Here is a 25153-nt window from a genome sequence, read left to right on the forward strand (position 1 = left end):
TGAGGGAGGGCGGCTACCCTCTCTCAGCGTTCCTTTCTGACCCATTCGGCAGCGAAAGTCATAAGACAAGCAATTCCAGGAAAAGCGTGAAACGGTTTTCCGTCCGGAATTGCGTCAAAACAAAAAGATGGAGCGGTTCAGCGGTTCCGTGAAACGATGACCCGCTCCAAGCGGATTTGGTCGCACCCACAAATGCTTAGCCGCTTCATTTCGTGCCGGCGCCCAGGCGAAAGCTCCGGTTAACCATTCGGCGTCAAACAATGTTGGATGGGAAATCGCTGGCAGCCGCGATTTCGGGGAGAGAGATCGGGCCGTGTTGAACAGTTTCCTGCTTTTTGCCGAAGCGGTTCTCTATTTCGGCATCATGGTCACGCTTTTCCGGTTCAGGGGCCGCATCGGCCTCGGCGTCTTTGTTTGCGCCCTTGGCGTCATGCATTTCCTGGAAACCTATCTCGCCAGCGTCTTCTACGTCGCGCTGCCGTTCGGCATGGTATCGCCGGGTTCGGCCGTGCTGTTTTCCGGCAAGCTGGTCATGCTGCTCCTGCTCTACATCAAGGAGGACGCGGCAACTGTCCGGCAGCCGATTTACGGCCTGCTGCTCGGCAATGCCCTGATGATCGGGCTCGTGCTGATCCTGCGCCTGCACGACATCGCACCGCTGCCCGACGGCAAGCTTCCCGACATCGGCTTCATCGACGAGATGGGCTGGCTGATGGTGTGGGGCACGACGCTGCTGTTCGTCGACGCCATCCTGATCATTCTGCTCTATGAAAAGCTCGGCAAATATCTGCGCAAGGCGCTTTTCACCCGCATCCTGGTCTCCGTCGCCTGCGTGCTCACCTTCGACCAGGCAGGCTTTTTCACGGCGCTGCATTTCGTCACCGGTGCCCCGGTCGCGGTGTTCTTCGGCGGCTGGTTCGCCAAGATGGCAGCGGCCCTGGTCTACAGCACCATGCTGGTCGCCTATATCAGGTGGTTCGAGGCGCGGCAGGTGCCGGCGCCGCGCGGGCTTTCCGACATTTTCGACACGCTGACCTATCGCGAGCGCTATGAGGCGCTGGTCGAGCATGTCGGTCGCGACGGCCTCACCGGCCTCCTGCACAGGGGGCGCTTCGACAGCGATGGCGAGGCCGCCGTCGCCGCCAGCCTGCGGACCGCCAGGCCGCTCAGCCTGCTGATCATCGATGTCGACCACTTCAAATCGATCAACGACCGCTTCGGCCACGCCGAGGGAGACAAGGTGCTGAAAGCCCTGGCAATTTTGCTTGGCGAACTTGTCGGGACCGAAGATCAATTGTTCAGGATCGGCGGTGAGGAATTCGCCATCCTCGGCTGGCGTCCGCAGCCGCTCGCCAGGCTGCTGGGCGAAACCGTCAGGCAAGCGGTCAAGACGTCCGCGAGCACCAGCCGGTTCGACATTACCGTCAGCGCCGGCATCTCGACGGTCAGCGAGACGACCCGTTGCCTTGCCGATCTCTTTGCGCTGGCCGACCAGCGTCTCTACAAGGCCAAATCCACGGGACGCGATCGCGTTGTCGGCGAACCGGGCGGCAACGAAGCGGACGCCCGCAACACGTGGACCAGGCCGGAGCGCAGCGCCGGCGCGTAACGCTGCCCAGGCCTGCGATTGGCTCAATCAGGATTGTTTGCGCCGCTGCCATCCGCCGATCGCAACCGAAACCGCCGTCAGCGCGATCGCCAGCCATTTCAACGCGGTAATAGTCGGGCCGGCTTCGATGTCGTAGGCAATGAACAGAAGAATGCCCGGTACCAGCAGGCCGCAGAGCACGAGCGTGATCCGGTTGATCTGCCATGACACTTTTGCCGCAAGCGCCTGGTCGCCGGGCACGGCGACAAGCGCGGCCCGCATTGCCTTCGGCGCCACCAGCGTGGTCGAAAGACGCAGCGAAATCGGCAGGCCGATGCCGATGATCAGGAAGGCGCATGCCGCCAGGAGCAGCGAAAACTTGATCGCACTGGTTTCGGCCGGGACCGGGAACAGCAGCGCCGCCAGCGGCAGGAAGACACAGAAGATCCCGAGCGCGGCGATGGTGATGAAGATCGCCGCGTTGACCAGCGTGAACAATTGATACGTGCCGACGGGTTTGGCGAGCGTGGTCATGCGCGCCCACTCCACTTCGGTGTAGGAAAAGCCCGGCCACTCCATATGGCCGTCGCGGATCGCCGTCATGCCCTTGGCCCAGAACGCCAGCCGCGCCAGCGCGCCGCCCGTCATGCCACTCATCGCCACCCCCTATGAATGATGCCCCCCGGGATCATACCATCCCCGGTGCAAAGCGACAGTCGCGTACGGCCTGTTTACTGGAACCCGACGGCATCGACCGCGCCCTTCGGGCAGCCAGCCTTGGCTGTCGGCGCCGAGGCAAGCAGCAGGGCACCGAGCGAAGCGTTCGAAGCGATCGGGCCGGTCAGGCCGAGCGTCAGTTCGCCGATCAGCCGCCTGCCGTTCGAGGGATCGACCACGCAGGACACGCGGACCCGGTCGCCCGCGCCTTTGCCGAAGGCACTGTCGAAGGTGCTGCGGATCTGATCGGATGTCAGTTGCTTGCCGATGTTCTTGATGAAGAGATCGCGCACCGGCGACGCATTCATCGCGCGCATCAGGTTCAAGGCGTCGGCGAAATACTCCTGCTGGCTCTTGCCATAGCAGGTGCCGTGCTTGATCCACTCATGCCTTTCGAGGGCGGACGCGGTGCCCGACATCACCTGGTCGAGTTCCGCTCGCGTTTTCGGGTCAAGGGTGACCGGCGGCAAATCCCGCCAGTGTGCCGGATCGTCGTTCGCCTTGTCGCTTGCCGCGACCTGGCAATAGAAATTTCCGTTCGGCTGCGGCCACAACCCATGCAAGGTGAAGTGGGTCGCCTCGAACCCGGCGGCGGTCTGCGCACGGCATTCGGTTTTGCCGGATTTGGTCTCACAAAAAGCCGGCTGCCAGCTCAGCGCGAAGACATATTCCGGCTTTCCGGACGCCGATGGCTTGTTCGGCTCGGCAGGCGCCCGTGCAGCCGGCACCGTCGACGCGCTGCCGCCCGAAACGTGACCGCAGCTGATCTTGACCCAGCGGCGCTCCGGATCGGCGCCCGGCACGCGAATGAGGTAGTGGGTGGGCGCGTCCTTGTTGCCGGCCAGCAGATCATAACTCTGACCAGCCGCCGTCGAGACATTGCCGGGATTCTTGCCGCTCTTGATCGCCTGCGTTGCCGGACAGGCGGCATCGGCGACGAAAGAGCCGGTCATCTTCACATCGGCCCGCGCCGCGCTTGCCCCAGCAAACGCAAGAAACACCGCCCCCCATATCGCCCAAATCCGCATTCCGGCACTCCTCGTGATTCACGCCGCAAGCTAGAAACTTGCGACATGTCAGAATTACGATTTCTTTCGCCGGCCGTAAAAACAATCGCCACCGCATTGAGACGGCTCCCGCGTGGTCGATCAGGATCCGCCCGCCTCCACCCGTTCCGTCAGGGTGCGCAGCAGATCAAGCGAGGCTTTCAGCGCGTCGGCGTCCATACCCTCCGAAACGCGGTTCGCCCAAACATGCTGGCGTGTGCCGATATTCTTGACCGCTGCCCGGCCGGCATCGGTTATCGACAACAGCTTGGCGCGGCGATGCGCCGGGTTGTCGGCGTAGGCGGCAAGCCCCTCCGCAGCCAGTATGTCGGCCAGCCGCTGTACACTCTGACGGGCGAGACCCATGTCGCGGGCAATGTCGGCCACAGATTTCGGCTCGTTCAAAACTGCACCCAAAACCTGCCAGCGCGCTGCCGTCAGCCCGATTGGAGCGGCCAGCCGGTCGGCCGCATCCAGAAAACTGCCGTTCATCCTGAACACGGCAAGCACCAGTTCGGTGAGCACATTTGCCGCTTCGGTCCTGGTCGTCATTTCTGGCCGGCCTCGATGGTCGCGACGAAATTATTAACGGCTTCGGCTACGACCTCGGGCTTGTCAAGCATCACCCAATGGCCGCTGCCCGCCACGATCTGGCGCGGAATGTCCGTGCGCAGCCGGTAGAGCGCGGCTGGAGTGTCACTGGCCTCGGTAGCCAATACGAACATAGGCCCGCGATACGCATCGAGTGCCGGCTCCGGGTTCCATTCGGCCAGTGCCTTGCCGACACCTGCCCTCGCCGCCGGATCGACCACTGCCGCATCGGCCAGAACACGCTGGCGAACAACCGCGTTAGGGCCGGCAATTGACGTGTAATAGGCGTTCAGGACATCACGGCCTTGCGGACCGGCCAGATCGCGGACAAAGCCGTCACGAATCGCCTGCGGCAGCGCACGAGGATCGGTCGCCGGGTCGACGAGCAAGACACCGGCGACCCGGTCGGCATGGCTGGCGGCATAAGCGAGCGCCACGCCACCGCCGCCGCTGTGCGCGACAATGAGAAACCGCTTCAGGCCAAACGCGTCGGCCACGGCACCGACATCCATTGCACGACCGTCATAACCATAGTCACCGTCCTGCGCCGGCGCGGAGGCGCCATGACCGCGAAAATCGAAGGCTACCGCCTCGCGGCCTTCGACGGAGAGCTGCATCACCCGGTCCCAGTGGGAAGCGCGGCTGCAATCTCCATGCAGGAACATGATCGGCAGGCCATTGCCGGCGTTGATCCTATAAGTGGCAAGCTGGCCTTGCGGGCCTGGAACAGTGGACGTCATCATGGTCATCTCCCTGGTTTCCTGACTGAACGCAGCAATCCCTGACAACAGGGTGGCCGTCGTGAAGGCGAAGCCCGCCAGCAAGATTGCACGCCGCGAAATGGCCCCGGTGGTTTTCATAGTCATACCCCCAATCTGCCGCTGACCATTTGACAGTATGCTGTCATGTAATCACATTGACAGCATGCTGTCAACTACCGTCGAATGGGTACCCTACGTCCCTTGACGTCGATCGCTGCGTCGCCCAACAGTCGCCGACGGGAGCGAGACATGCCATTTGACAAGCAGAGGATGCTGGCATCGCCGACCGGCGCCGAGCTCAACCTTTATGTGAAACACGCCATCGGCCAACCGCGCGCCATCGTCCAGATCAATCATGGGTTGGCCGAGCACGCGGCGCGCTATGCCCGTTTCGCCGATTTCCTTGGCGCGCGCGGCTACCAGGTCTACGCGCACGACCACCGTGGCCACGGCGCCACCAAGGCGCCCGACGCGCCACCTGGCAGGTTCGCCGATGCGGATGGCGGTGCCAAGGTCATCGCCGATGTCGCTGCCGTCCATGATCTCATCGCCAGGGAACAACCTGGTCTGCCGATCATCGTCTTCGGCCACTCCTTGGGCGCGTCGGTCGCGCTGAATTTTGTCCTCCGCCACTCGGCGCGCATCCATGCCGCCGCGATCTGGAACGGCAATTTCTCGGCCGGACTGCTCGGCCAAATCGCGCTGGCCATGCTTGGTTGGGAAAAGTTCCGGCTTGGCTCAGACGTGCCGTCGCGCCTGCTGCCCCGGCTGACGTTCCGGGCCTGGGGCAAGGCGGTGCCCAATCACCGGACGCCGTTCGACTGGCTGTCGCGCGATGCCGTTGAAGTCGAGAAATACATCGCCGACCCGCTTTGCGGCTGGGACGCATCGGTATCGATGTGGCAGGACATCGTCATGATGACGCTGCATTGCGGCAGCGACCGCAATTTTTCCGGCGTTCGGCGCGACCTGTTCGTCAATCTGGTCGGAGGCGAGCAAGATCCGGCCTCGGACGGCGGCAAGGCGGTCAGCCATCTTGCCGGCCGGATGCACATGATGGGTTTTTCGAATCTCGTTTCAAAGGTTTACGCCAAAACCCGCCACGAAAGCCTGAACGAGGTCAACCGAGACATCATCATGGAGGATTTTGCCGCCTGGGCCGACCGCGTGCTGAGGGCACAGTGATACTGGCCCATTGCAAGGGCCGTGACAGCGGCGCGCGGGATTGATAGAGGCTGCGCTTTCGATCAACCACGGTGATCCATGACTGAGCCTCCGCTCAACGGCATCCGCGTCATCGAACTCGCACGCATCCTCGCCGGGCCATGGGCCGGACAGCTGCTTGCCGACCTCGGCGCCGACGTGATCAAGGTCGAGAGCCCGGACGGCGGCGACGACACCCGCAAATGGGGACCGCCCTTCGTCATCGGCCATGACGGCGAGAACCTTTCGGCCGCTTATTACCATTCCTGCAACCGCGGCAAGCGCTCCATCGCCATCGACTTCTCGACGCCCGAGGGTGCCGAGACGGTGCGCCGGCTGGTCGCGACATCGGATGTGCTGATCGAAAACTTCAAAGTCGGCGGACTGAAGAAATACGGCCTCGACTATGACAGCCTGAGGAAAATCAACTCGCGGCTGATCTATTGCTCGATCACCGGTTTTGGCCAGTCGGGACCGTATGCGCCGCGTGCCGGCTATGATTTCATCATCCAGGGCATGGCCGGCATGATGTCGATCACCGGCGAAGCCGGCCGCGAACCGCAAAAGGCGGGCGTCGCTATTTCGGATGTTTTCACCGGGCTTTATTCGGTCATCGCCATCCAGGCGGCGCTTCGCCATGCCGAGAAGACCGGCGAAGGCCAGCATATCGACATGGCGCTCTACGACACCCAGATCTCGACGCTCGGCAACCAGAACCTCAACTATCTCGTCTCCGGACAGTCGCCGGTGCAGATGGGCAATGCGCATATGAACATCGCGCCCTACGAAGTGGTGCCGGTGAAAAATGGCCACATCATCCTGGCGGTCGGCAATGACGGCCAGTTCGCAAAGTTCTGCGCTGCCGTCGGCCTCGACGAGCTGGCGTCGAACCCTGACTTCGCCACCAATCCCGCCCGCGTCGCTAACCGCGCAAAGCTGCGCGAGCATATGATCGAGGCGCTGAAAGTCTTCGATCGCGACCCGTTGCTGGCCAGACTTGAGACTGCCGGAGTGCCGGCCAGCCCGATCAACAACATCGGCCAGATGTTTGCCGACCCGCAGACCATCGCGCGCGGCATGCGGCTCGACCTCGATGACGGCCATGGCAATCTCTTGCCCTCGGTGCGGGCGCCGATGGTCATGTCCGGCACGCCGCTGGTCTATGAACGTCCGTCGCCGCGTCTCGGCGAACACACCGAAGAAATCCTTGCCGAACTGGAGAGGTCAGGAAAATGAAGACCGGCGGACAACTCATCGTCGATGCGCTCGAAGCCAACGGAACGGACCGTATCTATTGCGTACCTGGCGAATCCTATCTGGCGGTGCTCGACGCGCTGCATGATTCACCGATCCGCACAATCGTCTGCCGCCAGGAGGGCGGTGCCGCAATGATGGCCGACTGCCACGGCCGCCTGACCGGCAGGCCCGGCATCTGCTTTGTCACCCGCGGCCCAGGCGCCACCAATGCCTCTGCCGGCATCCACATCGCGATGCAGGATTCAGTCCCCCTCATCCTGTTCATTGGCCAGGTCGCCAGCCACGCCAAGGGGCGCGAGGCCTTCCAGGAGGTCGACTACGTCAGGTTCTTCGGCGATATCGCCAAATGGGTGGTCGAGATCGACGACGCCGCACGCATACCCGAATTCGTCACACGCGCCTTTGCGGTGGCGACGTCCGGTCGCCCGGGCCCGGTCGTCATCTCGCTGCCCGAGGACATGCTGACCAGCCTCGCCGAGGCACCGGACGCCCGGCATTATACCCCTGTCGAGACGCGGCCTGGCGAAGTCGAGCTCGACGCACTGGAAGTGTTGCTCAACCAGGCAAAGCGGCCCTTCGTCATTCTCGGCGGTACGCGCTGGGACGCGCAGGCCGTTGCACGCATGCGGACGATGGCCGAAGCCTGGTCGCTGCCGGTCGGCTGCTCCTTCCGCCGCCAGATGCTGTTCGACCATCTCCACCCGAACTATGCCGGCGATGTCGGCATCGGCATCAATCCCAAGGTAGCAACCGCCATCAAGCAGGCCGACCTTGTGCTGCTGATCGGCGGCCGCATGGGCGAGATGCCGTCATCCGACTACACGCTGCTGAAGAGTCCCTACCCCGACCAGACGGCGGTCCATATCCATGCCGACGCCGGCGAACTCGGCCGCGTCTACCGGCCGGCGCTGGCGATCAATGCCTCGCCTGCCGCTTTCGTCGAAGCCTTTGCCGGACGCAAGCCGGCCGCAACGCCGGTCTGGGCGGCTGAGGCAGCGAAGCTGCACGCCGCCTATCTCGACTGGTCGACGCCTCCGGAGAGCGGCCCCGGCGCCGTCCAGATGGGGCCGATCATGAATTATCTCGAAACGATGCTGCCGGACGACGCCATCCTCACCAACGGCGCCGGCAACTACGCCACCTGGGTGCATCGCTACCATCGCTTCCGGCGTTTCGGCACGCAGGCAGCACCCACATCCGGCTCGATGGGCTACGGCACGCCGGCGGCGGTCGCCGCCAAGCAGCTTTTCCCCGACCGCGACGTGATCGCCTTCGCCGGCGACGGCTGTTTCCTGATGAACGGCCAGGAATTCGCCACCGCCGTGCAATACGGGCTGCCGATCATCGTCATCGTCGTCAACAATGGCATCTACGGCACCATCCGCATGCATCAGGAGCGCGAATATCCCGGCCGTGTCGTCGCCACGGACTTGAAGAATCCCGACTTTGCTGCTTTGGCCCGTGCCTATGGCGGCCATGGCGAGACGGTGGAAAAGACCGCCGACTTCGCCGCGGCCTTCGAGCGAGCGCGGGCCAGCGGCAAGCCGTCGATCGTAGAGATCAGGCTCGACCCTGAAGCCATCACGCCGACCCGCACGATGACCCAGATTCGCGACAAGGCCTGACAAAACAGGATGATTGCCCTGTTTTGTCGTCGTGATCTGCCTATTTGGCCTTCTCGATCTGGCCGCGGATCTCGCCATCCGCGTGGGCCGCGGTGTGGATGTTGACGTAATATTTGCCTGCCTCAAGATCGGTGGCCTGGGCATCAGTCAATGTCGCCGAACCCTTGATCGGGCTCTTCAGCTTGCCTTCGAACGGCACCACCGGATCGGCGTTTTGACCCTTTGCCGCCGGGCCGTGAATGTGTGCGGCCTTCGCCGGCCCGCTGAGGCCGGAATATCTCACGGTCCAGCCGAGTTTCTTGGTGGCGGTGTTGAACCTGAGCGTGGCGGTGCCCTTGCCCTTCGTGGTGACGGGCGGGTTCTGCTGAGCACCATCGAGCGTCGCCGTCATCTTTATGGTTTCGGCCAAGGCCGGTGAAGCAGAGAAGATGGCTGCAGAAATGGCCAGCGCCGAAAGCATCGGCGTGAAGGACTGGATGCGCATGGAAACCTCCGTTGTGACACCCTTGAGGCGGGTGCACCGGCACAACGATTTTGCGAGCGGATGTTTCCGCCGGTAACGTTCATTTTACCTCCCACTAAAAAGGGGCGGTCGCCCGCCCCTTTTCCGCTACAAGCCAGTTTGACAGCCCTATTTGATGGCCTTGTCGGTGATCGCCGTCGTGTAGGCGCCGGTAGGCTCCTTGCTGATGATCTTCTGGTCGAGCAGCGCCTTGGCGGTGCGCTCGTAGGTCGCCGGATCGAGCTTGCCATCGGCATTGTCGATCAGCTTGGCGACTTCGCCCATCATGCGCTTTTGGTGATTCTCGTCCTGGCCGCCATTGTCCATGACAATGCCGGCCGCTTCGTCGGAATTGTCGACGGCGTATTTCCAGCCCTTCATCGAAGCGCGTACGAACCGCACCATCTTGTCCTCGAAGGCCGGATCCTTGAGCTTGTCCTCCAGGGCATAGAGCCCGTCTTCGAGCAGATCATTGCCCATGGCGGAATAGTTGAAGACGGTCAGCTCTTCCGGCTTGTAGCCGGCGTCGATGAGCTGCCAGTACTCGTTATAGGTCATGACCGAAATGCAATCCGCCTGCTTCTGGATCAGCGGCTGCACATCGAAGCTCTGCTTGAGCACGGTGACGCCGTCCGGCCCGCCATCGGTCTTGAGGCCAAGCTTGTTCATCCAGGCATAGAACGGATACTCGTTGCCGAAGAACCAGACGCCGAGCGTATGGCCCTTGAAGTCGGCTTCCGTCTTGACCGGACCGTCCTTCGGGCAGACCAGCTCCATGCCGGCCTTCTTGAACGGCTGGGCGATGTTGACCAGCGGCACGCCCTTCTCGCGCGCAGCCAGCGCACCGCCCATCCAGTCGACGATGACGTCGGCGCCGCCGCCGGCAATAACCTGCTCCGGTGCAATGTCCGGTCCGCCGGGCTTGATGTCGACGTCGAGGCCCTCGGCGTCATAGAAGCCCTTGGCCTTGGCGACATAATAGCCGGCGAACTGTGCCTGGGTGACCCATTTCAGCTGCAGCGTCACCTTGTCCGCGGCCATCGCCTGGAACGCGGCCAGCGACATCGCGCCGGCCAGCATCGAAACAACAAGTCTTTTCATGTTTTTACCCTCTGAAGTTAGCGCCCTAAACCCACCGCCCCTATCCACCACGGACAGAGGGATGCCAAAACGTGACTGCTCTCTCGAAAAGAGCGACCACGCCATAAAAGACCGAACCCGCAAGTGCTGCAACTGCGATTTCCGCCCACACCATGTCGATGTTCATCCGCCCGACTTCCGTCGAAATGCGGAATCCCATGCCGACCACCGGCGTGCCGAAGAACTCGGCGACGATGGCGCCGATCAGCGCCAGCGTCGAATTGATCTTCAACGCATTGAAGATGAAGGGTGCCGCCGCCGGCAGCCGCAGCTTGAACAGCGTCTGCCAGTAGCTCGAGGCATAGGTGCGCATCAGGTCGCGCTCCATATGGCCGGAGGCGGCAAGACCGGCGACGGTGTTCACCAGCATCGGGAAGAAGGTCATGATGATGACCACCGCTGCCTTCGACTGCCAGTCGAAGCCGAACCACATGACCATGATCGGCGCGACGCCGATGATCGGCAGCGCCGACACCATATTGCCGATCGGCAAGAGCCCGCGCCGCAGGAACGGCACGCGGTCGGCGGCGATGGCAACGAGGAAGCCGGCGCTGCTCCCCACCACATAGCCGAAGATAACCGCCTTGAAGATGGTCTGCCTGACATCGGCCCCCAGCACCGGCAGCGAGCCGACGATGCGTGCACCGATGGCGCTTGGCGGCGGCAACAGGATGAAGGGAATGCCGGCACCACGCGTCACCGCCTCCCAGATGATCAGGATCCAGGCGCCGAAGATGGCCGGAATGATCAGGCGCAGGGCGGTTGACGCCCAGCGCGATGTCGGGCGAAACGACGACAAGACCGTTACGCAGCGCCAGGCCAGAAACCACGCCGCGACGAGCAGCAGATAGAAGGATGCGCGAGCGCTGCCCTCATTGCCGGTTATGCCGGCGAGCAGCATCCACGCTGCGCCATGCGCGCCAAGGAACAGCAACACCACCCCGATCATCGGTGGAAAGTTGTCGGCCTCGATTGCCCCGAGCAGCAAAATGAAAATCAGAACCGTAGTCGCCATGCCGTAACCGGGCGTAGCACTGACGAGCGGCCAAAGAAGCAGCGCGCCGACAAGCAGGACAAGCGCGGCATACCCCTGCCAGGATCGAGGCGTGATTGAGGAAAGGCTCAGGATGGAGCTCATGCCGGCCTCCCGCCCATGGCGCGGTCGACTACGCGCCCAGCAATGCCGACCAGCATAACCAGCAGCGCCGCGACCACCGACCCGGCAACCAGAGCCGACCAGATGTCGATGGTCTGGCTGTAGTAGGCGCCGGCGAGCAATTTGGCGCCGATGCCGGCGACGGCGCCGGTCGGCAACTCGCCGACGATGGCGCCGACCAGGCTGGCGGCCACCGCCACCTTCATCGAGGTGAACAGGAACGGCACCGAAGCCGGCACACGCAATTTCCAGAAGGTCTGCGAGGCACTGGCATTATAGGTGTGCATCAGGTCGAGATGAGTGAGCTCGGGCGAGCGCAGTCCCTTCACCATGCCGACCGCCACCGGGAAGAACGACAGATAGGTCGAGATCAGCGCCTTCGGGATAAGCCCGGTGATGCCGACCGCCGCCAGCACGACGATGATCATCGGCGCCACCGCCAGGATCGGAATGGTCTGCGAGGCGATGATCCACGGCATCAGACTGCGGTCGAGCGTCGCCACATGCACGATGCCGACGGCGATGACGATGCCGAGCGCCGTGCCGAAAGCAAAGCCGAGCAGCGTCGATGACAGCGTCACCCAGGCATTGTAGACAAGGCTGCGGTTCGAGGTGATGCTACGCAGAAAGGTGTTTTCGAAAAAATTCACCGCCACCTGATGCGGTGCCGGCAGCGTCGGCTTCGGCTGTACCAGCGTCTTGCTGATGAATTCCACAATACCCGGCGTCTGATTGGCGCGGCGGTCGAGATCGCGCTGGAACGGCGCGTTGAGGATGACAGCCATGACGTACCAGACAACGACGACGCCCAGGAGGATCGAGGTCACCGGAACGATCTTGTCGCGAAACGAGTCCATCTAGCAGGCCTCGCCGGGTAAGCGCCCTCCTCTCCCCAACGGGGAGAGGGTGGCTGGAGCGAAGCGGAGGCCGGGTACTTTTGCTACGGCAATCGTTTCTTTCGTCATCCTAGGGCGAAGCAAGGAGCGAAGTGACGCGGCGCAGACCCTAGGATCCATGCCGTTACCTCCCTGCTTCGCAACGGTGCTGAAAATGGCTCCCTCCACACCGCTCTGCCCGGCGAATATTCTGAACCGCTTGCGCCTTTCGGCTAATGTCACGGCATGGATCCTAGGGTCTGCGCACGCCGCTTCGCGGCGGCTCCGCCCTAGGATGACGAAGGCATGGGTGGCCCTGCTAGCCCCGACGGGGAGAGAAGAGAGCTCATCCTGCTCAATCATCATAGCTGTGCCCTGCCCTCAGCCCGTCCCGCACGCGTGCCGCGATGGCCAGGAACTCCGGCGTCTCGCGGATATCGAGCGGCCGCTTTTTCGGCAGCGTCGATTCTATGACGTCGCTGACACGCCCCGGGCGCGGCGACATGACGACGATGCGCGTCGACAGATAGACCGCCTCAGGGATCGAATGGGTGACGAAGCAGATGGTCTTGTTGGTCCGCTCCCAAAGCTCCAGCAGCTGTTCGTTGAGATGGTCGCGCACGATCTCGTCCAGCGCGCCGAACGGCTCGTCCATCAACAAAAGATCGGCATCGAAAGCCAGCGCCCGTGCGATCGAGGCGCGCTGCTGCATGCCGCCCGAAAGCTGCCAGGAGTATTTCTTCTCGAAGCCGCTGAGGTTGACGAGGTCGAGCGTGCGCTTGATGCGCGCCGCCTGCTCCGCCCTGGACAGGCCCATGATCTCCAGCGGCAGTGCCACATTGCGCTCGATCGTGCGCCACGGATAAAGTGCGGCCGCCTGGAAGACATAGCCATAGGCGCGGCTCTGGCGCGCCTGCTCGGGCGTCATGCCGTTGACGGAAATGCTTCCCGATGTCGGCTTCTCCAGATCGGCGATGACGCGCAGCAAGGTCGTCTTGCCGCAGCCAGAGGGCCCGATGAAGGACACGAATTCCCCCTTGCCGATCGTCAGGTCGACATTCGACAGCGCCTGCACCGGACCATCATTGGTCTGGAAGGTCAGGCCAAGCTTGCTTGCCGACACGACGGCTGGCGATACTCCCGTCATCGGCCGTAGCCTGTCGCTTCCGGCCACTGCGGCGCCGGCCGGAATCCCATTGATTTTACCCCCATGTTGCTTTCCACTCGCCCAGTCCTACTCGCCCCAGTTCTACGCGCCCCAGTTCTACGCGCCCTTGTCCTATCAGATAGACGCCCGGAGTTGCCCCGATGTCGCCCAAACCGACTTGCCATCTTATCCGCCCTGAAAGCTCTTATGAAGGCAAGCAGGGTCTGAGTTATTTCGCCGGCATCGCCGCCGAAACAGTCGGCTCGTCCGGCATCTGCATGCATCTGTTGACCATGCCGCCGGGTGCCCGCGCCAAGGCGCATATGCACGAAAACCATGAAACCGCGATCTATGTGCTCTCCGGCGAAGTCCATACCTGGTATGGCGACCGGCTCGAACAGCATATCGTGGTCAAGGCCGGCGATCTTTTCTATATTCCCCCCGGGGTGCCGCATCTGCCGGCCAATCTGAGCGACGGCCCCGCCTCGGCGGTCATTGCCCGCACCGATCCCAACGAACAGGAAAGCGTCGTCCTGCTGCCGGAACTGGACGGGTTGGTCGCCTGACGCCGGCATCGAGGCAGCGGTCGTCATCGGCACCGTCACGAACATGATTTCAGCGGTCCTGTCTCCTCAAGGCCGGGAATGGTCACGAAGAAACCGTCCCCTCCTCTGTTGATGACCTTGACGACATCCGTGGTCGTGCCCTCCTCGCCCTCGGCGAAACAGGTGGAGCTCAACAACAGGGTGCCAGGCGCCGTCGTCAGTCGCTGTGCGAACTGGCAGCCGCTGCCATAGGTTTCGACGGCGTCGGCGGTCAGCACGACATAATCGTCGCTGTCCTGATAACCGAGCCGTACACCAGCGCAACCGACCTCATTGCCAAAGGAGCCGGCAAGGACGTCAGCCGCCGCCGGCCCGGCGGCAAGGATCACCGCGGCCATTGAGATAATCGCTCCGTGGCTCGCCAAGCTCAAACGCCCGTCGCCGGGATGCCCGTCCGTTCCACCTTGCGCGGCGCGGAAATTTCCTTCCACGTCGACAGCGCCCGGTTGACCGCCGCGTTCGGCTCGCGAGCGACGAACTCGCCATGGCCGGGCTTCGCCTTGACCTCGTTTTCCTCGATCGACAGTTCGCCGCGCGAGAAGACGAAGCGCGGCAGGCCGGTTACCTCAAAACCTTCGAAGACATTGTAGTCGATCACCGACTGCTGCTTCTTGGCCGTGATCTTCTTCTTGCGCTTCGGGTCCCAGACGATGATGTCGGCGTCCGCGCCTTCGACGATGGCGCCCTTCTTCGGGTACATGTTGAGGATCTTGGCGATGTTGGTCGAGGTCACCGCGACGAACTCGTTCATCGTCAGCCGGCCGGTCTTGACGCCGGTCGTCCACAGCACCGGCAAACGATCTTCGAGCCCGCCGGTGCCGTTCGGGATCTTGGTGAAGTCGCCGACGCCGTTGCGTTTTTGTTTGGTGGTGAAGGCACAATGGTCGGTCGCCACCACTTGCAGCGACCCCGCCTGCAGGCCGGCCCACAGCGAATCCTGGTGCAGTTTGTTGCGGAAGGGCGGGCTCATGACACGCCGCGCCGCATGGTCCCAGTCCTTGTTGAAATATTCGCTCTCGTCCAGCGTCAGGTGCTGGATCAGCGGCTCGCCGAATACCCGCATGCCTTTCTGGCGCGCCCGGCGGATGGCTTCGTGCGCCTGCTCGCAGGAGACATGCACGACATAGAGCGGCACACCGGCCATGTCGGCGATCATGATGGCGCGGTTGGTCGCCTCGCCTTCGACTTCAGGCGGGCGCGAATAGGCGTGTCCCTCCGGGCCGCTGTTGCCCGCCGCCAGCAGCTTCTGCGATAGCGCCGCCACGACGTCGCCATTCTCGGCATGGACCAGCGGCAGCGCGCCAAGATCGGCACAGCGCTGGAACGACGAATAGAGCTCGTCGTCATCGACCATCAGCGCGCCCTTGTAGGCCATGAAATGCTTGAACGAGGTAATGCCCCTGTCGACGACGGTGGCCATCTCGTCGAACACCTGCTTGCCCCACCAGGTGATCGCCATGTGGAAGGAATAGTCGCAGGACGCCTTCGAAGTCTTGTTGTCCCACATCTGCAGGGCCTCGAGCAGCGACTGCTGCGGCCCTGGCAGGCAGAAATCGACGACCATCGTCGTGCCACCGGCAAGGGCCGCGCGGGTGCCGGATTCAAAGTCATCGGCCGAATAGGTGCCCATGAACGGCATTTCGAGATGGGTATGCGGGTCGATGCCGCCCGGCATCACATAGCAGCCGCTGGCGTCGAACTCATGGTCGCCATGCAGATCCGGCCCGATGCCGATGATCTTGCCGTGCTTGAACAGCACATCGGCCTTCCACGTCCGGTCGGCGGTGACGATGGTGCCATTCTTGATGACTTTGGACATTTTCTTGTTCCCTTGTTTCGTTCGCGCTTCTTTATGAGCGCCTTGCTTGATCAGGTCGGTTCAGCGTCGAGGAACCCTGAACGGCCTCTACATGACTCCAACTTCCCGCAATATCTCCTCGACGCAACCATCGAAGGAATTTGCCAAGTCTCCAGTCGAAAACCTGAGCACACGATAGCCCTGTCGGCCAAACCATGCATCGCGTATGCGGTCCTTCTCCATTTGCTCCGGCGTAAAGTGATGCTCTCCATCCACCTCGATGACGAGGTTCTTCTCGTGCAGAACGAAGTCCGCAATATAAGGCCCAATCGGCGCCTGCTTCCTTGCATGTAACCCGTAGAGGCGACGGAACTCCTTCAGCTCGGACCAGAGCTTACGCTCGCCCTCTGTCATGTTCCGGCGCAACATTCTTGCACGCTTGACGGCGGCTGGATCGATCGCGGTCGGTGCCAAGACGAGTACCCCCACCCTCAATCCCTCCTCACAAGGGGGAGGGAGGCTTGGTGCCGCGCTGTCACAGATGAACCCATCAAAGCTTTCGCCATAGAAAAAGGCGTCGGCATTGCTAGTCCTCCCCTTGTGGCAGGGCAATCACATTTGGATTCTTACGAAGATGGACCCCCACCCTAACCCTCCCCACAAGGGGGAGGGAATGCTGCCGCGCGCCCTTACTTCCCCTTTTGGCGCCGAAAGGCAGGCAATTTGCCGAGGTCAGCGCCAACGGAAATCTCCCTCCCCCTTGTGGGGAGGGGTTAGGGGTGGGGGTACGGCGCCAACATCTCACCCCACAATCTCCGCCGTGTCCACCACCGCATGGAACAGCACGTCGGCGCCGGCCGCTGCCCATTCCTTGGTGATTTCCTCGGCCTCGTTGTGGCTGAGACCGTCGACACAGGGGCACATCACCATTGCGGTGGGTGCAACGCGGTTGATCCAGCAAGCGTCATGGCCGGCGCCCGAGACGATATTGCGATGCGTATATCCCAGGCGCTCCGCCGCATCCCGCACAGCCTTGACGCAGCCCGCGTCGAAAGTGACCGGATCGAAATGGCCGACCTGCTCGATTTGATATTTGATGTCGAGCGCGTCGCAGATCGTGTCGATGCCTTCCCGGATGCGGCCGTCCATGGCGTCCAGCACCTCCTTTTCCGGCGAGCGGATGTCGATGGTAAAGACGGTGCGCCCGGCGATTATGTTGCGCGAGTTCGGATAGACCTCCATATGGCCGACCGCGCCGACGGCGTCGGGCTGATAGTCCATGGCGATCTCGTGCACCAATTCGATCACCCGCGCCATGCCGAGCCCGGCATTGCGCCGCTTCGGCATCGGCGTCGAGCCGGTATGCGCCTCCTTGCCGGTCAGCGTCACCTGTAGCCATTTCAGTCCCTGGCCGTGGGTGACGACACCGATGTCGATGCCCTCGTCCTCGAGGATCGGGCCCTGCTCGATATGCAATTCGAAGAAGGCGTGGATCTTGCGTTCGCCGACCTTTTCGGTGCCCTTCCAGCCGATCCGTTCGAGCTCCTCGCCGAATTTCTTGCCGTCCTTGTCGACATGCGAATAGACGTCGGCCTGATCGAGCACGCCGGCGAACACCCCGGATGCCATCATCGCCGGCGCAAACCGCGCGCCTTCCTCGTTGGTCCAGTTGGTGACGACGATCGGGTGCTTAGTCTTGATGCCGAGATCGTTGAGCGAGCGCACGACCTCCAGGCCGCCGAGCACGCCGAGCACGCCGTCATATTTGCCACCGGTCGGCTGGGTGTCGAGATGGCTGCCGACATAGACCGGCGGCAGGCTGGCATCGGTGCCTTCGCGACGGGCAAACATCGTGCCCATCTCGTCGACGCCCATTTCGAGCCCCGCCTCATCGCACCAGCGCTTGAACAGATGCCGCCCTTCGCCATCCTCGTCGGTAACGGTCTGGCGATTGTTGCCGCCGGCAATGCCGGGGCCGATCTTCGCCATCTCCATTATCGAATCCCACAAACGGTCTGAATTGATTCGCAGATTCTCGCCGGGGGCGGCCATATTCTAAAACCTCATTGGTTGCGGCACGCCAGCGTCCCCCTCCCCCTCGAGGGGAGGGTGGCCGCGAAGCGGTCGGGTGGGGTCGGCTGACATGCGCGCGACCTTCTCCTTGACCACCTGTGCGACATGCCAAGCGCTGTTTATGACATCGGGCTCATCGACGCGAAAGATATCGAACCCGAGCGACCGCAGATAGGCATCACGGACGGCGTCGTGCCGTTTGCCCTTCTCCTGTTCGTGCAGATCACCATCGACTTCAACGACCAGCTTTACCGCAAGGCAGGCAAAGTCGACGATATAAGGCCCGATCGGACACTGGCGCCGGAATTTCATCGCAGCCGATTTCAATTCGCGCAGTTCATACCAAAGCAGCGATTCGCCTTTGGTCGCATGTACTCGAAGCGCGCGCGCCTTTTGGCGCATTTCGAAGCTCACGCGGGTCCAGGGCATCACAGGCACCTATGCGGCCGAAGGTCAGGCTGGCGCGCTGCCGCGCCGACCCCACCCGGCCGCTTCGCGGCCACCCTCCCCTCGAGGGGGAGGGAAAGCTGCACCTGGCTCAATCCACCGCCCTCAGCACTTCGCGCACGTGGTCGATCAATTCGTTGATCTGGCCTTTGGTGATGATCAGCGGCGGCGACAGCGCGATGATGTCGCCGGTGGTGCGGATCAATGCACCGCGCTCGAACGCCTTCACAAAAGCCGAGAAGGCCCGCTTCGTCGGCTGGCCGGCGATCGGCGCCAGCTCGATCGCGCCGATCAGGCCGATGTTTCTGATATCGATGACGTTCGGCTCGCCTTTCAGCGAGTGCAGCGCGTCCTCCCAGTACGGCGCCAGTTCCTCGCCGCGCGTCAGCAGCCCCTCTTCCCTGTAGGTGTCGAGCGTGCCCAACGCCGCCGCGCAGGCGATCGGATTGCCCGAATAGGTGTAGCCGTGGAAGAACTCGATCATGTGCTCGGGTCCGGTCATGAAGGCGTCGTGGATTTCCTTTTTCACGAACACCGCGCCCATCGGAATGACGCCGTTGGAGACGCCCTTCGCCGTGGTCATGATATCCGGCGTGACACCGAAATAGTCGGCCGCAAACGGCGTGCCGAGACGGCCGAAACCGGTGATGACTTCGTCGAAGATCAGCAAGATGCCGTGCTTGGTGCAGATCTCGCGCAGCCTCTCGAGATAGCCCTTCGGCGGCAGGATGACGCCGGTGGAACCGGCCACCGGCTCGACGATGACGGCGGCAATGGTCGAGGCGTCGTGCAGCGCGACGATGCGCTCCAGCTCGTTGGCCAGTTCCGCGCCATGCTCGGGCACGCCCCTGGTGAAGGAGTTCTTTTCCGGCAGATGCGTGTGTGGCATGTGATCGACGCCGCCGAGCAGCGTGCCGAACATCTTGCGGTTGGTGACAATGCCGCCGACGGAGATGCCGCCGAAATTGACGCCGTGATAGCCGCGTTCGCGGCCGATCAGGCGGGTACGCGAGCCCTCGCCTTTTACGCGGTGATAGGCGATCGCCATCTTCAGCGCGGTCTCGACCGATTCCGATCCGGAATTGGTGAAGAACACATGGTCCATGCCCTTCGGCGCGATGTCGACCAGCCGGTTCGCCAGCTCGAACACGATCGGATGGCCCATCTGGAACGCCGGTGCGTAGTCGAGCTCTGCCGCCTGGCTCTGGATCGCCTCGGTGATCTTCGGGCGGCAGTGGCCGGCATTGACGCACCACAGGCCGGCGGTGCCGTCGAGCACCTTGCGCCCGTCGCTGGTCGTGTAGTGCATATCCTTGGCCGACACCATCATGCGCGGCGCCTGCTTGAACTGCCGGTTTGCCGTGAACGGCATCCAGAATGCGCTGAGATCGTTCGGCGTGACTTTCAGCCGGTTGGACATGACCAAGACTTCCCCTTGTAACCTGTTTCGGTGCGGCTAACGCTTGGTCTTACCAACGCTTGGTCTTCGCGACGTTTTCGTGCTACGCAAATTTTTGACCGGTTGGACAAACGTTAGCACCGCCTTATCAGCGGTCAAGGGATTACTAGCGGAAATGCGGCTTTCGAAGTGCGCTCCACAGGGCGAGGAAAAACTGGTCCAGAGAATTGGTCCAGACACTCCTCCCAGCGAAGGTTTTTCGGGGTGACGGGGGCGGTCGAAAGCTCCGCTCCTCGCCGCACCCGCATCCAGCTGGAAAAGCGCGAGCTCATCCTGGAGGCCGCGCTCGAAGTCTTCTCGACCAATGGTTTTCGCGGCTCGACCATCGACCAGATCGCTGAAGCCGCCGGCATGTCGAAGCCGAACCTGCTCTATTATTTCCGCCGCAAGGAGGACATCCACAAGACGCTGATGCAGCGGCTTCTCGACACCTGGCTGGCGCCGCTGCGCGAACTCGACGATATCGGCGATCCCTTGACCGAACTGCGCAGCTACATCAGGCGCAAGCTCGAAATGGCGCGCGATTTCCCGCGCGAGAGCCGCCTGTTCGCCAATGAGATCCTGCAGGGCGCGCCGCGCATCATGCCGATGCTGGAAGGCGAGTTGAAGACGCTGGTCGACGAGAAAGCCAACGTCATCAAGGGCTGGATGCGCGCCGGCAAGATCGCCCGCACCGACCCCTGGCACCTGATCTTTTCGATCTGGGCGACAACGCAGCATTACGCCGATTTCGACGTCCAGGTGCGCGCCGTGCTCGGCCCCGACCGCGGCGGCGACGGCCGCTTCGAGGATGCCGCAAGGTTTCTCGAGCAACTGTTCATCGACGGGCTGAAGCCGAAGGGCTGAGGCAGCTCGGCTGTCGCAAACCTCCCCCATTGCTTCGTCATCTTGGGGCGCAGCAAGGAGCGGAGCGACGCAGCGCAGACCCCAGGATCCATGCCGTGACCTCAGAGCGTTGCTGCAGTGCAGTATTCTGCTCCGCTGCATTCTTCGGCAGATGTCACGGCATGGATCCCAGGGTCTCCGCGACGCCGCTTCGCGGCTGCTACGCCCCAGGATGACGAAGCTGGGTTCAGGCGCTGCGCCGCTCGGCCGGAAGTGTCTCCAGCAGTTGTTCGAGCTTGGCGATCGAGTTCTGCTCGGCGAGCGGCGTGTAGACGATCAGTTTCATGTCGGAGCCGTCGTCGATCGACAGGCTCATATGCTCGAACGCCATGGCACCCGCTATCGGATGCCTGACATGCTTCACACCCGACAGGTTGCGGGCCACATCGCGCAGCGGCCACCATGCGCGAAACTCCGGGCTCGAGCGCGTCATCAGCGCGATCAGCCGCTCGAAATCCGGATCGCCGACATATCTGGCGCTTTCTGCCCGGAATGACGCCAGCACGGCACGCGCCAGTTCCTCCCAGTCGACGAGCAGGCGCCTATGATGTGGATTGGTGAAAACCATATGGACGATGTTGCGGGCATCGCCCTCCAGCAGGCCATAGTCGCCGAATACGGCTGCCGCGGCAGAGTTCCAGGCCAGCACGTCCCAGCGCCGCCCAAGGACATAGGCCGGCTGCAGGACCAGGCTTTGCAGCATGTGCAGCAACGGGCTATCGACTTTTTCCGGCGCGTCGACGCGACGCTCCGGCTGCGGGCGGCCGGCAAGAATGAACAGATGCCGTTGCTCGGCCGTGTCCAGGCGCAACGCCTGACTGAGCGCCGTCAGCACCTCCACCGATGGCCTGACGTCGCGCCCCTGCTCCAGCCAGGTGTACCAGGTCGTGCCAACGCCGGCGATCATCGCCACCTCCTCGCGGCGCAGCCCGGGTGTGCGCCGGCGCAGGCCGGTCGAGATGCCCGTGGCCGATGGCGTCAGCCTTTCGCGCCGCGAACGCAGAAAGGCGCCAAGCTCGCGGCGACGGCTGCTTTCGGCAGAATGCGTGGTGGAATCCATCGGCGCTATTATAGCAGTACCGATACCAGGATAAAGTTTGAACTGTTTGGCATGCGTCTGGTGCCCCATCTTTCTGCTCAGAGCGATGACATGGAGGCTCTGAACATGGAACTGAAAGACAAGACGATCCTGATTACCGGCTCAACCGACGGCGTCGGCCGCGTTGTCGCGCAACGGCTCGGCGCCGGCGGCGCCCGCATCCTGGTGCATGGCCGCGACGCGACAAGGGGCAAGGCGATCGTGACCGAGATCGAAGCCGCCGGCGGCAAGGCCGAGCTTCTTGTCGCCGATCTCTCCTCCCTGGCCCAGGTCCGCCGCCTCGCCGAAGCCGTCCGCGCCAGGACCAAGCGGCTCGATATCCTCATCAACAATGCCGGCGTTGGCACCGCCGGCCCCAACGCGAAACGGCAGGTCAGCGCCGACGGCTACGAGCTGCGCTTTGCCGTCAACTACCTCGCCGGTTTCCTGCTCACCACGGAGCTGCTGCCGCTGCTCAAGGCCAGCGCGCCGGCGCGCATCATCAATGTCGCCTCGGCCGGGCAACGGGCGATCGACTTCAGGGATGTCATGCTGACCCGCTCCTACGACGGCGTTCGTGCCTACTGCCAGAGCAAGCTGGCGCAGATCATGTTCACCATCGATCTGGCGGAGCAGCTGAACGGCACCGGCGTCACGGTCAACAGCCTGCATCCGGCAAGCTACATGAACACCACGATGGTGCGGCAGGCGGGCGTCACACCCTGGAGTTCGGTCGAAACCGGTGCCGAAGCCATCATCAATCTCGCCACATCGCCGGCGCTCGAAGGGCGAAGCGGCCTCTATTTCGACGGCCAAAGGGAATCCCGCGCCGATGCGCAAGCCTATGACGCGAAGGCGAGGCAACAGTTGCGTGAATTGAGCCTCGGCCTTGTCGGGCTCGCACCCGCCTCCGCAACATCGAAGAAAGAAAATTCATGATCGAGAAAACGCAGCACGCTGTGATCGTCGGCGGCTCCTCCGGCATTGGCCTCGCCACCGCGAAAAAACTGCTTGGCCCGGGGATGAAGGTGACGATCACCGGGCGCAACCAGGGAAGGCTCGACAACGCATGGCAAAACCTTGGCGGCGCGGTCGAAAAAGCTGCCTTCGATGCCGCGAAGCCGGACGAGGTTCGCCGGTTCTTCAACGATCTCGGCCCTTTCGATCACCTGGTGCTGGCCGCCAGCGGCGGCAAGGGGCTCGGTCCGTTCGAAACACTTGACCTGACCGACATCGGCTGCGGCGTCGACGAGAAGGTCCGGCCACAGCTCTCCTGCCTGCAGGCCGCTTTGCCGACGCTGAACAAGAGCGGCTCGGTGACTTTCATCTCGGCGGTGTCGGCACAATTGTCGGCGCCGGGCGTCGCCGGCATCGCCGCCGTCAACGGCATGCTGCTGACCGTGGTGCCGATCCTGGCGATGGAGCTCAAGCCGTTGCGCGTCAATGTCGTGGCGCCAGGCGTCATCGACACGCCCTGGTGGGACTTTTTACCCGATGAACAGCGCCATGCGGTGTTTGCCGACTATGCCGGCAAGACGCCGGTCGGCCGTATCGGCCGCGCCGAGGACGTCGCCGAGGCAATTGCGTTCCTGGTTTCGAACAGCTTCGTCACCGGCCAAGTGCTGACCTGTGATGGCGGCTTGCGGTATGCGGCGTGAGCGGCTGCCTCCAAGAGGCATCAGTCGTTGTCAAAGCGACTGCGCGATCAGCGCCAGAAATCCTCCGGCCAGCGCGACGTTGCCGACAAAGCCGTTGATGCGGGACGCGCGCTCAGGCCCCTGATGATCCCAGAAGTTATGGAACATCGGCGTGGCGACGATCAGGAACAGGATCAGGCATGCCGCCGCCGGAGCGGTCCAGATGCCCGCGATCACCAGCGCTCCGGCAATGATTTGCAGGACGATCCCCAGCCACAGCACCAGCCGTGCCTGCGGCACGCCGCGCGTCGTCATCAATTGGCTCACCAACGCCGCGTTCTGAATGTTGCGCAGGCCGGCAAAGACAAAGGCGCCGCCAAGCAGCAGGCGGGCGGCGAATAGGATCTCACTATCAAAGTTTGAAAACATGCTGTCGGGTCCTCGGGCAGAAAAGAGGCGCGCGGCGGAAGGCCGCGCGCCTGGTCCATGCTCAAGCGGCCAAGACTGCTGGCATCGGATGGATTGCATGAAACGGAACGCAAAGCCGGTTCCAGGTGTTGATCATGCCGAGCGCAACCGAGAGCTTGACCAGCTCCTCTTCCGAGAAATATTCGAGCGTCCTCGCATAGAGTTCGTCCGACACACCGTTGTCGGCAATCCTGGTCAGCGCGTCGGTCCAGGCCAAGGCCGCGCGTTCGCGCTCTGAAAACAGCGGCGATTCCTTCCATGCGGAGACGAGATAGAGCCGCTGCTCGCTCTCGCCGTCGCGGCGCGCTTCGCGGCTATGCATCTCGACGCAATACGAGCAGCCGTTGATCTGCGACGCCCTGAGCTTGATCAGATGCAACAGGCTTTTTTCGAGCCCGCATTCGTCGACTGCCTTGTTGAGCGCCGACACCGCCTTCATGATCTCCGGCGCCGCGCCGAAAAATTGCAGCCTCTGTTTCATCGTCTGTAGCCTTTCATGCTTGCTTGGTTGAACTTGATTTCTGCGGCCGCCGATGGCGCTCGACGAAGGCGCAGTTCGCGGCGACCGAACGGCGATCGGCATCGGCGGTGTATTCTGCAACGATGTCGGACAGCCGGGCGTCGGCGAGCGCGGCGCGATAGGCACGCTCGGCCTTCAGCATGGCTACGTTGATGCCGCAGGGTTTGGCATAGACCGAGGCATCGAGCTTCGCTGGGCCGCGCTGGCGGATTTCGGCGCAGCGGAACGCCGGTTCACGCCCCTCGACGGCCAGCACGATATCGAGCAGCGTTATGCGTTCCGCCGGCCGCGCCAGCCGGTAGCCGCCGGACGGCCCCGGCACTGATTCCAGAATGCCGGACGCAGTCAGCGCGTTGAGATGCTTAAGCAGATAGCTCGGCGACAGCCCGAACGCTTCGGCCATGGCAGCACCTGGCAAGGTCGCGGCGCCATCAACGCCGGCGAGCATCGCGGCGCAGTGGATGGCTGCTTCGACGCCTTCGCCCAGCTTCATTTCGCTCTCCTGTTCATGGATATAGATTATCTTGGATATCTTTTATCCGCAATAGGAAAGTCAAAAAGCGGCGCCCATGGAC

At 62.8% G+C, this 25153-nt stretch carries 27 protein-coding genes; 8 read left to right on the forward strand and 19 right to left on the reverse strand.

Annotated elements, in window-relative coordinates:
- The first annotated feature begins 313 nt into the window (after nt 1-313).
- Nucleotides 314-1609: a GGDEF domain-containing protein gene (locus NKI97_RS31685; protein WP_352820352.1), complete on the forward strand. Its 1296-nt coding sequence runs from the start codon at nt 314-316 to the stop codon at nt 1607-1609.
- 27 nt (nt 1610-1636) lie between these two features.
- Here the strand turns inward: NKI97_RS31685 and NKI97_RS31690 are convergent, their stop codons facing one another.
- The 4 genes from NKI97_RS31690 to NKI97_RS31705 form a co-directional block, all read right to left on the reverse strand.
- Nucleotides 1637-2245: a hypothetical protein gene (locus tag NKI97_RS31690; protein WP_352838219.1), complete on the reverse strand. Its 609-nt coding sequence runs from the start codon at nt 2243-2245 to the stop codon at nt 1637-1639.
- Between the two features lie 74 nt (nt 2246-2319).
- A complete protein-coding gene (locus tag NKI97_RS31695) occupies nt 2320-3333 on the reverse strand; it encodes a ribonuclease T2 family protein (RefSeq protein ID WP_352838221.1) in 1014 nt (337 codons plus the stop codon).
- 120 nt (nt 3334-3453) lie between these two features.
- On the reverse strand, nt 3454-3903 hold the full coding sequence (locus tag NKI97_RS31700; protein ID WP_352838223.1) for a MarR family winged helix-turn-helix transcriptional regulator: 450 nt from the start codon (nt 3901-3903) through the stop codon (nt 3454-3456).
- Nucleotides 3900-4685 carry an alpha/beta fold hydrolase gene (locus tag NKI97_RS31705; protein ID WP_352539492.1) on the reverse strand — a complete coding sequence of 262 codons (786 nt, stop codon included), beginning with the start codon at nt 4683-4685 and terminating at the stop codon, nt 3900-3902. Before NKI97_RS31705 ends, NKI97_RS31700 begins: the two co-directional genes overlap by 4 nt.
- 267 nt (nt 4686-4952) lie before the next feature.
- Here NKI97_RS31705 and NKI97_RS31710 point away from each other — a divergent pair, with 267 nt between their 5' ends.
- The 3 genes from NKI97_RS31710 to NKI97_RS31720 all read left to right on the forward strand — a co-directional run bounded on the left by NKI97_RS31710 (nt 4953) and on the right by NKI97_RS31720 (nt 8788).
- A complete protein-coding gene (locus NKI97_RS31710) occupies nt 4953-5888 on the forward strand; it encodes an alpha/beta fold hydrolase (RefSeq protein WP_352838225.1) in 936 nt (311 codons plus the stop codon).
- Between the two features lie 78 nt (nt 5889-5966).
- Nucleotides 5967-7142, forward strand: coding sequence for a CaiB/BaiF CoA transferase family protein (locus tag NKI97_RS31715; protein ID WP_352453390.1), 1176 nt, complete (start codon nt 5967-5969; stop codon nt 7140-7142).
- Entirely contained in the window at nt 7139-8788 is a 1650-nt protein-coding gene (locus tag NKI97_RS31720) for a thiamine pyrophosphate-binding protein (protein WP_352838226.1), read from the forward strand. Before NKI97_RS31715 ends, NKI97_RS31720 begins: the two co-directional genes overlap by 4 nt.
- A gap of 40 nt (nt 8789-8828) precedes the next feature.
- Here NKI97_RS31720 and NKI97_RS31725 read toward each other — a convergent pair whose 3' ends face one another.
- The 5 genes from NKI97_RS31725 to NKI97_RS31745 all read right to left on the reverse strand — a co-directional run bounded on the left by NKI97_RS31725 (nt 8829) and on the right by NKI97_RS31745 (nt 13608).
- Nucleotides 8829-9272 (reverse strand): CHRD domain-containing protein, encoded by a 444-nt coding sequence (locus NKI97_RS31725; protein ID WP_352453392.1) that lies wholly within the window; start codon nt 9270-9272, stop codon nt 8829-8831.
- Between the two features lie 147 nt (nt 9273-9419).
- On the reverse strand, nt 9420-10391 hold the full coding sequence (locus NKI97_RS31730; RefSeq protein WP_352453393.1) for an ABC transporter substrate-binding protein: 972 nt from the start codon (nt 10389-10391) through the stop codon (nt 9420-9422).
- Nucleotides 10392-10431: 40 nt separating this feature from the next.
- Nucleotides 10432-11568: an ABC transporter permease gene (locus NKI97_RS31735; protein WP_352838228.1), complete on the reverse strand. Its 1137-nt coding sequence runs from the start codon at nt 11566-11568 to the stop codon at nt 10432-10434.
- Nucleotides 11565-12443, reverse strand: a complete 879-nt coding sequence (locus NKI97_RS31740; RefSeq protein WP_352838230.1) for an ABC transporter permease — start codon at nt 12441-12443, stop codon at nt 11565-11567. The genes NKI97_RS31735 and NKI97_RS31740 overlap by 4 nt, the downstream gene beginning before the upstream one ends.
- Before the next feature lie 373 nt (nt 12444-12816).
- Nucleotides 12817-13608, reverse strand: coding sequence for an ABC transporter ATP-binding protein (locus NKI97_RS31745; RefSeq protein ID WP_352838232.1), 792 nt, complete (start codon nt 13606-13608; stop codon nt 12817-12819).
- A 161-nt stretch (nt 13609-13769) separates the two neighbouring features.
- Between NKI97_RS31745 and NKI97_RS31750 the strand changes: the two genes are divergently transcribed.
- Entirely contained in the window at nt 13770-14174 is a 405-nt protein-coding gene (locus NKI97_RS31750) for a cupin domain-containing protein (protein WP_023675871.1), read from the forward strand.
- A 35-nt stretch (nt 14175-14209) separates the two neighbouring features.
- Here the strand turns inward: NKI97_RS31750 and NKI97_RS31755 are convergent, their stop codons facing one another.
- The 6 genes from NKI97_RS31755 to aptA form a co-directional block, all read right to left on the reverse strand.
- Nucleotides 14210-14551: a hypothetical protein gene (locus tag NKI97_RS31755; protein WP_352838234.1), complete on the reverse strand. Its 342-nt coding sequence runs from the start codon at nt 14549-14551 to the stop codon at nt 14210-14212.
- 29 nt (nt 14552-14580) lie between these two features.
- The gene (hydA, locus tag NKI97_RS31760) at nt 14581-16032 is read right to left on the reverse strand and encodes a dihydropyrimidinase (protein ID WP_352838235.1); all 1452 of its coding nucleotides are present in this window, start codon (nt 16030-16032) and stop codon (nt 14581-14583) included.
- 87 nt (nt 16033-16119) lie between these two features.
- The gene (locus tag NKI97_RS31765; RefSeq protein WP_352838236.1) at nt 16120-16485 is read right to left on the reverse strand and encodes an endonuclease domain-containing protein; all 366 of its coding nucleotides are present in this window, start codon (nt 16483-16485) and stop codon (nt 16120-16122) included.
- Between the two features lie 327 nt (nt 16486-16812).
- Entirely contained in the window at nt 16813-18063 is a 1251-nt protein-coding gene (locus NKI97_RS31770; protein WP_352708689.1) for a Zn-dependent hydrolase, read from the reverse strand.
- Nucleotides 18064-18066: 3 nt separating this feature from the next.
- Nucleotides 18067-18513, reverse strand: coding sequence for an endonuclease domain-containing protein (locus NKI97_RS31775; protein ID WP_352838238.1), 447 nt, complete (start codon nt 18511-18513; stop codon nt 18067-18069).
- Between the two features lie 109 nt (nt 18514-18622).
- Entirely contained in the window at nt 18623-19951 is a 1329-nt protein-coding gene (gene aptA / locus NKI97_RS31780) for an omega-aminotransferase AptA (RefSeq protein WP_352820337.1), read from the reverse strand.
- 243 nt (nt 19952-20194) lie between these two features.
- On the opposite strand from aptA, the gene NKI97_RS31785 reads away from it, so the two are divergent.
- Nucleotides 20195-20836, forward strand: a complete 642-nt coding sequence (locus tag NKI97_RS31785) for a TetR family transcriptional regulator C-terminal domain-containing protein (RefSeq protein WP_352491100.1) — start codon at nt 20195-20197, stop codon at nt 20834-20836.
- Nucleotides 20837-21062: 226 nt separating this feature from the next.
- Here NKI97_RS31785 and NKI97_RS31790 read toward each other — a convergent pair whose 3' ends face one another.
- On the reverse strand, nt 21063-21935 hold the full coding sequence (locus NKI97_RS31790; protein ID WP_352838240.1) for a helix-turn-helix transcriptional regulator: 873 nt from the start codon (nt 21933-21935) through the stop codon (nt 21063-21065).
- Nucleotides 21936-22040: 105 nt separating this feature from the next.
- On the opposite strand from NKI97_RS31790, the gene NKI97_RS31795 reads away from it, so the two are divergent.
- Together NKI97_RS31795 and NKI97_RS31800 are read left to right on the forward strand one after the other, a co-directional pair.
- Nucleotides 22041-22892 (forward strand): SDR family NAD(P)-dependent oxidoreductase, encoded by an 852-nt coding sequence (locus NKI97_RS31795; RefSeq protein ID WP_352838242.1) that lies wholly within the window; start codon nt 22041-22043, stop codon nt 22890-22892.
- Entirely contained in the window at nt 22889-23611 is a 723-nt protein-coding gene (locus NKI97_RS31800) for an SDR family oxidoreductase (protein WP_352838244.1), read from the forward strand. The genes NKI97_RS31795 and NKI97_RS31800 overlap by 4 nt, the downstream gene beginning before the upstream one ends.
- A gap of 30 nt (nt 23612-23641) precedes the next feature.
- Here NKI97_RS31800 and NKI97_RS31805 read toward each other — a convergent pair whose 3' ends face one another.
- The 3 genes from NKI97_RS31805 to NKI97_RS31815 form a co-directional block, all read right to left on the reverse strand.
- Nucleotides 23642-24019 carry a DoxX family protein gene (locus NKI97_RS31805; RefSeq protein ID WP_352819137.1) on the reverse strand — a complete coding sequence of 126 codons (378 nt, stop codon included), beginning with the start codon at nt 24017-24019 and terminating at the stop codon, nt 23642-23644.
- A 61-nt stretch (nt 24020-24080) separates the two neighbouring features.
- Nucleotides 24081-24539 carry a carboxymuconolactone decarboxylase family protein gene (locus NKI97_RS31810; protein ID WP_352505556.1) on the reverse strand — a complete coding sequence of 153 codons (459 nt, stop codon included), beginning with the start codon at nt 24537-24539 and terminating at the stop codon, nt 24081-24083.
- A gap of 13 nt (nt 24540-24552) precedes the next feature.
- Nucleotides 24553-25071: an RrF2 family transcriptional regulator gene (locus NKI97_RS31815; RefSeq protein ID WP_352838245.1), complete on the reverse strand. Its 519-nt coding sequence runs from the start codon at nt 25069-25071 to the stop codon at nt 24553-24555.
- Nucleotides 25072-25153 lie beyond the last annotated feature (82 nt).

Source organism: Mesorhizobium sp. M0296, from assembly GCF_040321675.1.
Classification (GTDB): Bacteria; Pseudomonadota; Alphaproteobacteria; order Rhizobiales; family Rhizobiaceae; genus Mesorhizobium.

Excerpts from the sequence above, each read along its gene's own strand:
- NKI97_RS31715 (WP_352453390.1), top strand. The coding sequence starts at position 5,967 with ATGACTGAGCCTCCGCTCAACGGCATCCGCGTCATCGAACTCGCACGC.
- NKI97_RS31795 (WP_352838242.1), top strand. The coding sequence starts at position 22,041 with ATGGAACTGAAAGACAAGACGATCCTGATTACCGGCTCAACCGACGGC.
- NKI97_RS31745 (WP_352838232.1), bottom strand. The coding sequence starts at position 13,608 with ATGACGGGAGTATCGCCAGCCGTCGTGTCGGCAAGCAAGCTTGGCCTG.
- NKI97_RS31775 (WP_352838238.1), bottom strand. The coding sequence starts at position 18,513 with ATGCCCTGGACCCGCGTGAGCTTCGAAATGCGCCAAAAGGCGCGCGCG.
- NKI97_RS31710 (WP_352838225.1), top strand. The coding sequence starts at position 4,953 with ATGCCATTTGACAAGCAGAGGATGCTGGCATCGCCGACCGGCGCCGAG.
- NKI97_RS31720 (WP_352838226.1), top strand. The coding sequence starts at position 7,139 with ATGAAGACCGGCGGACAACTCATCGTCGATGCGCTCGAAGCCAACGGA.
- NKI97_RS31810 (WP_352505556.1), bottom strand. The coding sequence starts at position 24,539 with ATGAAACAGAGGCTGCAATTTTTCGGCGCGGCGCCGGAGATCATGAAG.
- NKI97_RS31755 (WP_352838234.1), bottom strand. The coding sequence starts at position 14,551 with ATGGCCGCGGTGATCCTTGCCGCCGGGCCGGCGGCGGCTGACGTCCTT.
- NKI97_RS31735 (WP_352838228.1), bottom strand. The coding sequence starts at position 11,568 with ATGAGCTCCATCCTGAGCCTTTCCTCAATCACGCCTCGATCCTGGCAG.
- NKI97_RS31790 (WP_352838240.1), bottom strand. The coding sequence starts at position 21,935 with ATGGATTCCACCACGCATTCTGCCGAAAGCAGCCGTCGCCGCGAGCTT.
- NKI97_RS31700 (WP_352838223.1), bottom strand. The coding sequence starts at position 3,903 with ATGACGACCAGGACCGAAGCGGCAAATGTGCTCACCGAACTGGTGCTT.
- NKI97_RS31695 (WP_352838221.1), bottom strand. The coding sequence starts at position 3,333 with ATGCGGATTTGGGCGATATGGGGGGCGGTGTTTCTTGCGTTTGCTGGG.
- NKI97_RS31805 (WP_352819137.1), bottom strand. The coding sequence starts at position 24,019 with ATGTTTTCAAACTTTGATAGTGAGATCCTATTCGCCGCCCGCCTGCTG.
- NKI97_RS31740 (WP_352838230.1), bottom strand. The coding sequence starts at position 12,443 with ATGGACTCGTTTCGCGACAAGATCGTTCCGGTGACCTCGATCCTCCTG.
- NKI97_RS31750 (WP_023675871.1), top strand. The coding sequence starts at position 13,770 with ATGTCGCCCAAACCGACTTGCCATCTTATCCGCCCTGAAAGCTCTTAT.
- NKI97_RS31730 (WP_352453393.1), bottom strand. The coding sequence starts at position 10,391 with ATGAAAAGACTTGTTGTTTCGATGCTGGCCGGCGCGATGTCGCTGGCC.
- NKI97_RS31770 (WP_352708689.1), bottom strand. The coding sequence starts at position 18,063 with ATGGCCGCCCCCGGCGAGAATCTGCGAATCAATTCAGACCGTTTGTGG.
- NKI97_RS31815 (WP_352838245.1), bottom strand. The coding sequence starts at position 25,071 with ATGAAGCTGGGCGAAGGCGTCGAAGCAGCCATCCACTGCGCCGCGATG.
- NKI97_RS31705 (WP_352539492.1), bottom strand. The coding sequence starts at position 4,685 with ATGATGACGTCCACTGTTCCAGGCCCGCAAGGCCAGCTTGCCACTTAT.
- NKI97_RS31725 (WP_352453392.1), bottom strand. The coding sequence starts at position 9,272 with ATGCGCATCCAGTCCTTCACGCCGATGCTTTCGGCGCTGGCCATTTCT.
- hydA (WP_352838235.1), bottom strand. The coding sequence starts at position 16,032 with ATGTCCAAAGTCATCAAGAATGGCACCATCGTCACCGCCGACCGGACG.
- aptA (WP_352820337.1), bottom strand. The coding sequence starts at position 19,951 with ATGTCCAACCGGCTGAAAGTCACGCCGAACGATCTCAGCGCATTCTGG.
- NKI97_RS31800 (WP_352838244.1), top strand. The coding sequence starts at position 22,889 with ATGATCGAGAAAACGCAGCACGCTGTGATCGTCGGCGGCTCCTCCGGC.
- NKI97_RS31690 (WP_352838219.1), bottom strand. The coding sequence starts at position 2,245 with ATGAGTGGCATGACGGGCGGCGCGCTGGCGCGGCTGGCGTTCTGGGCC.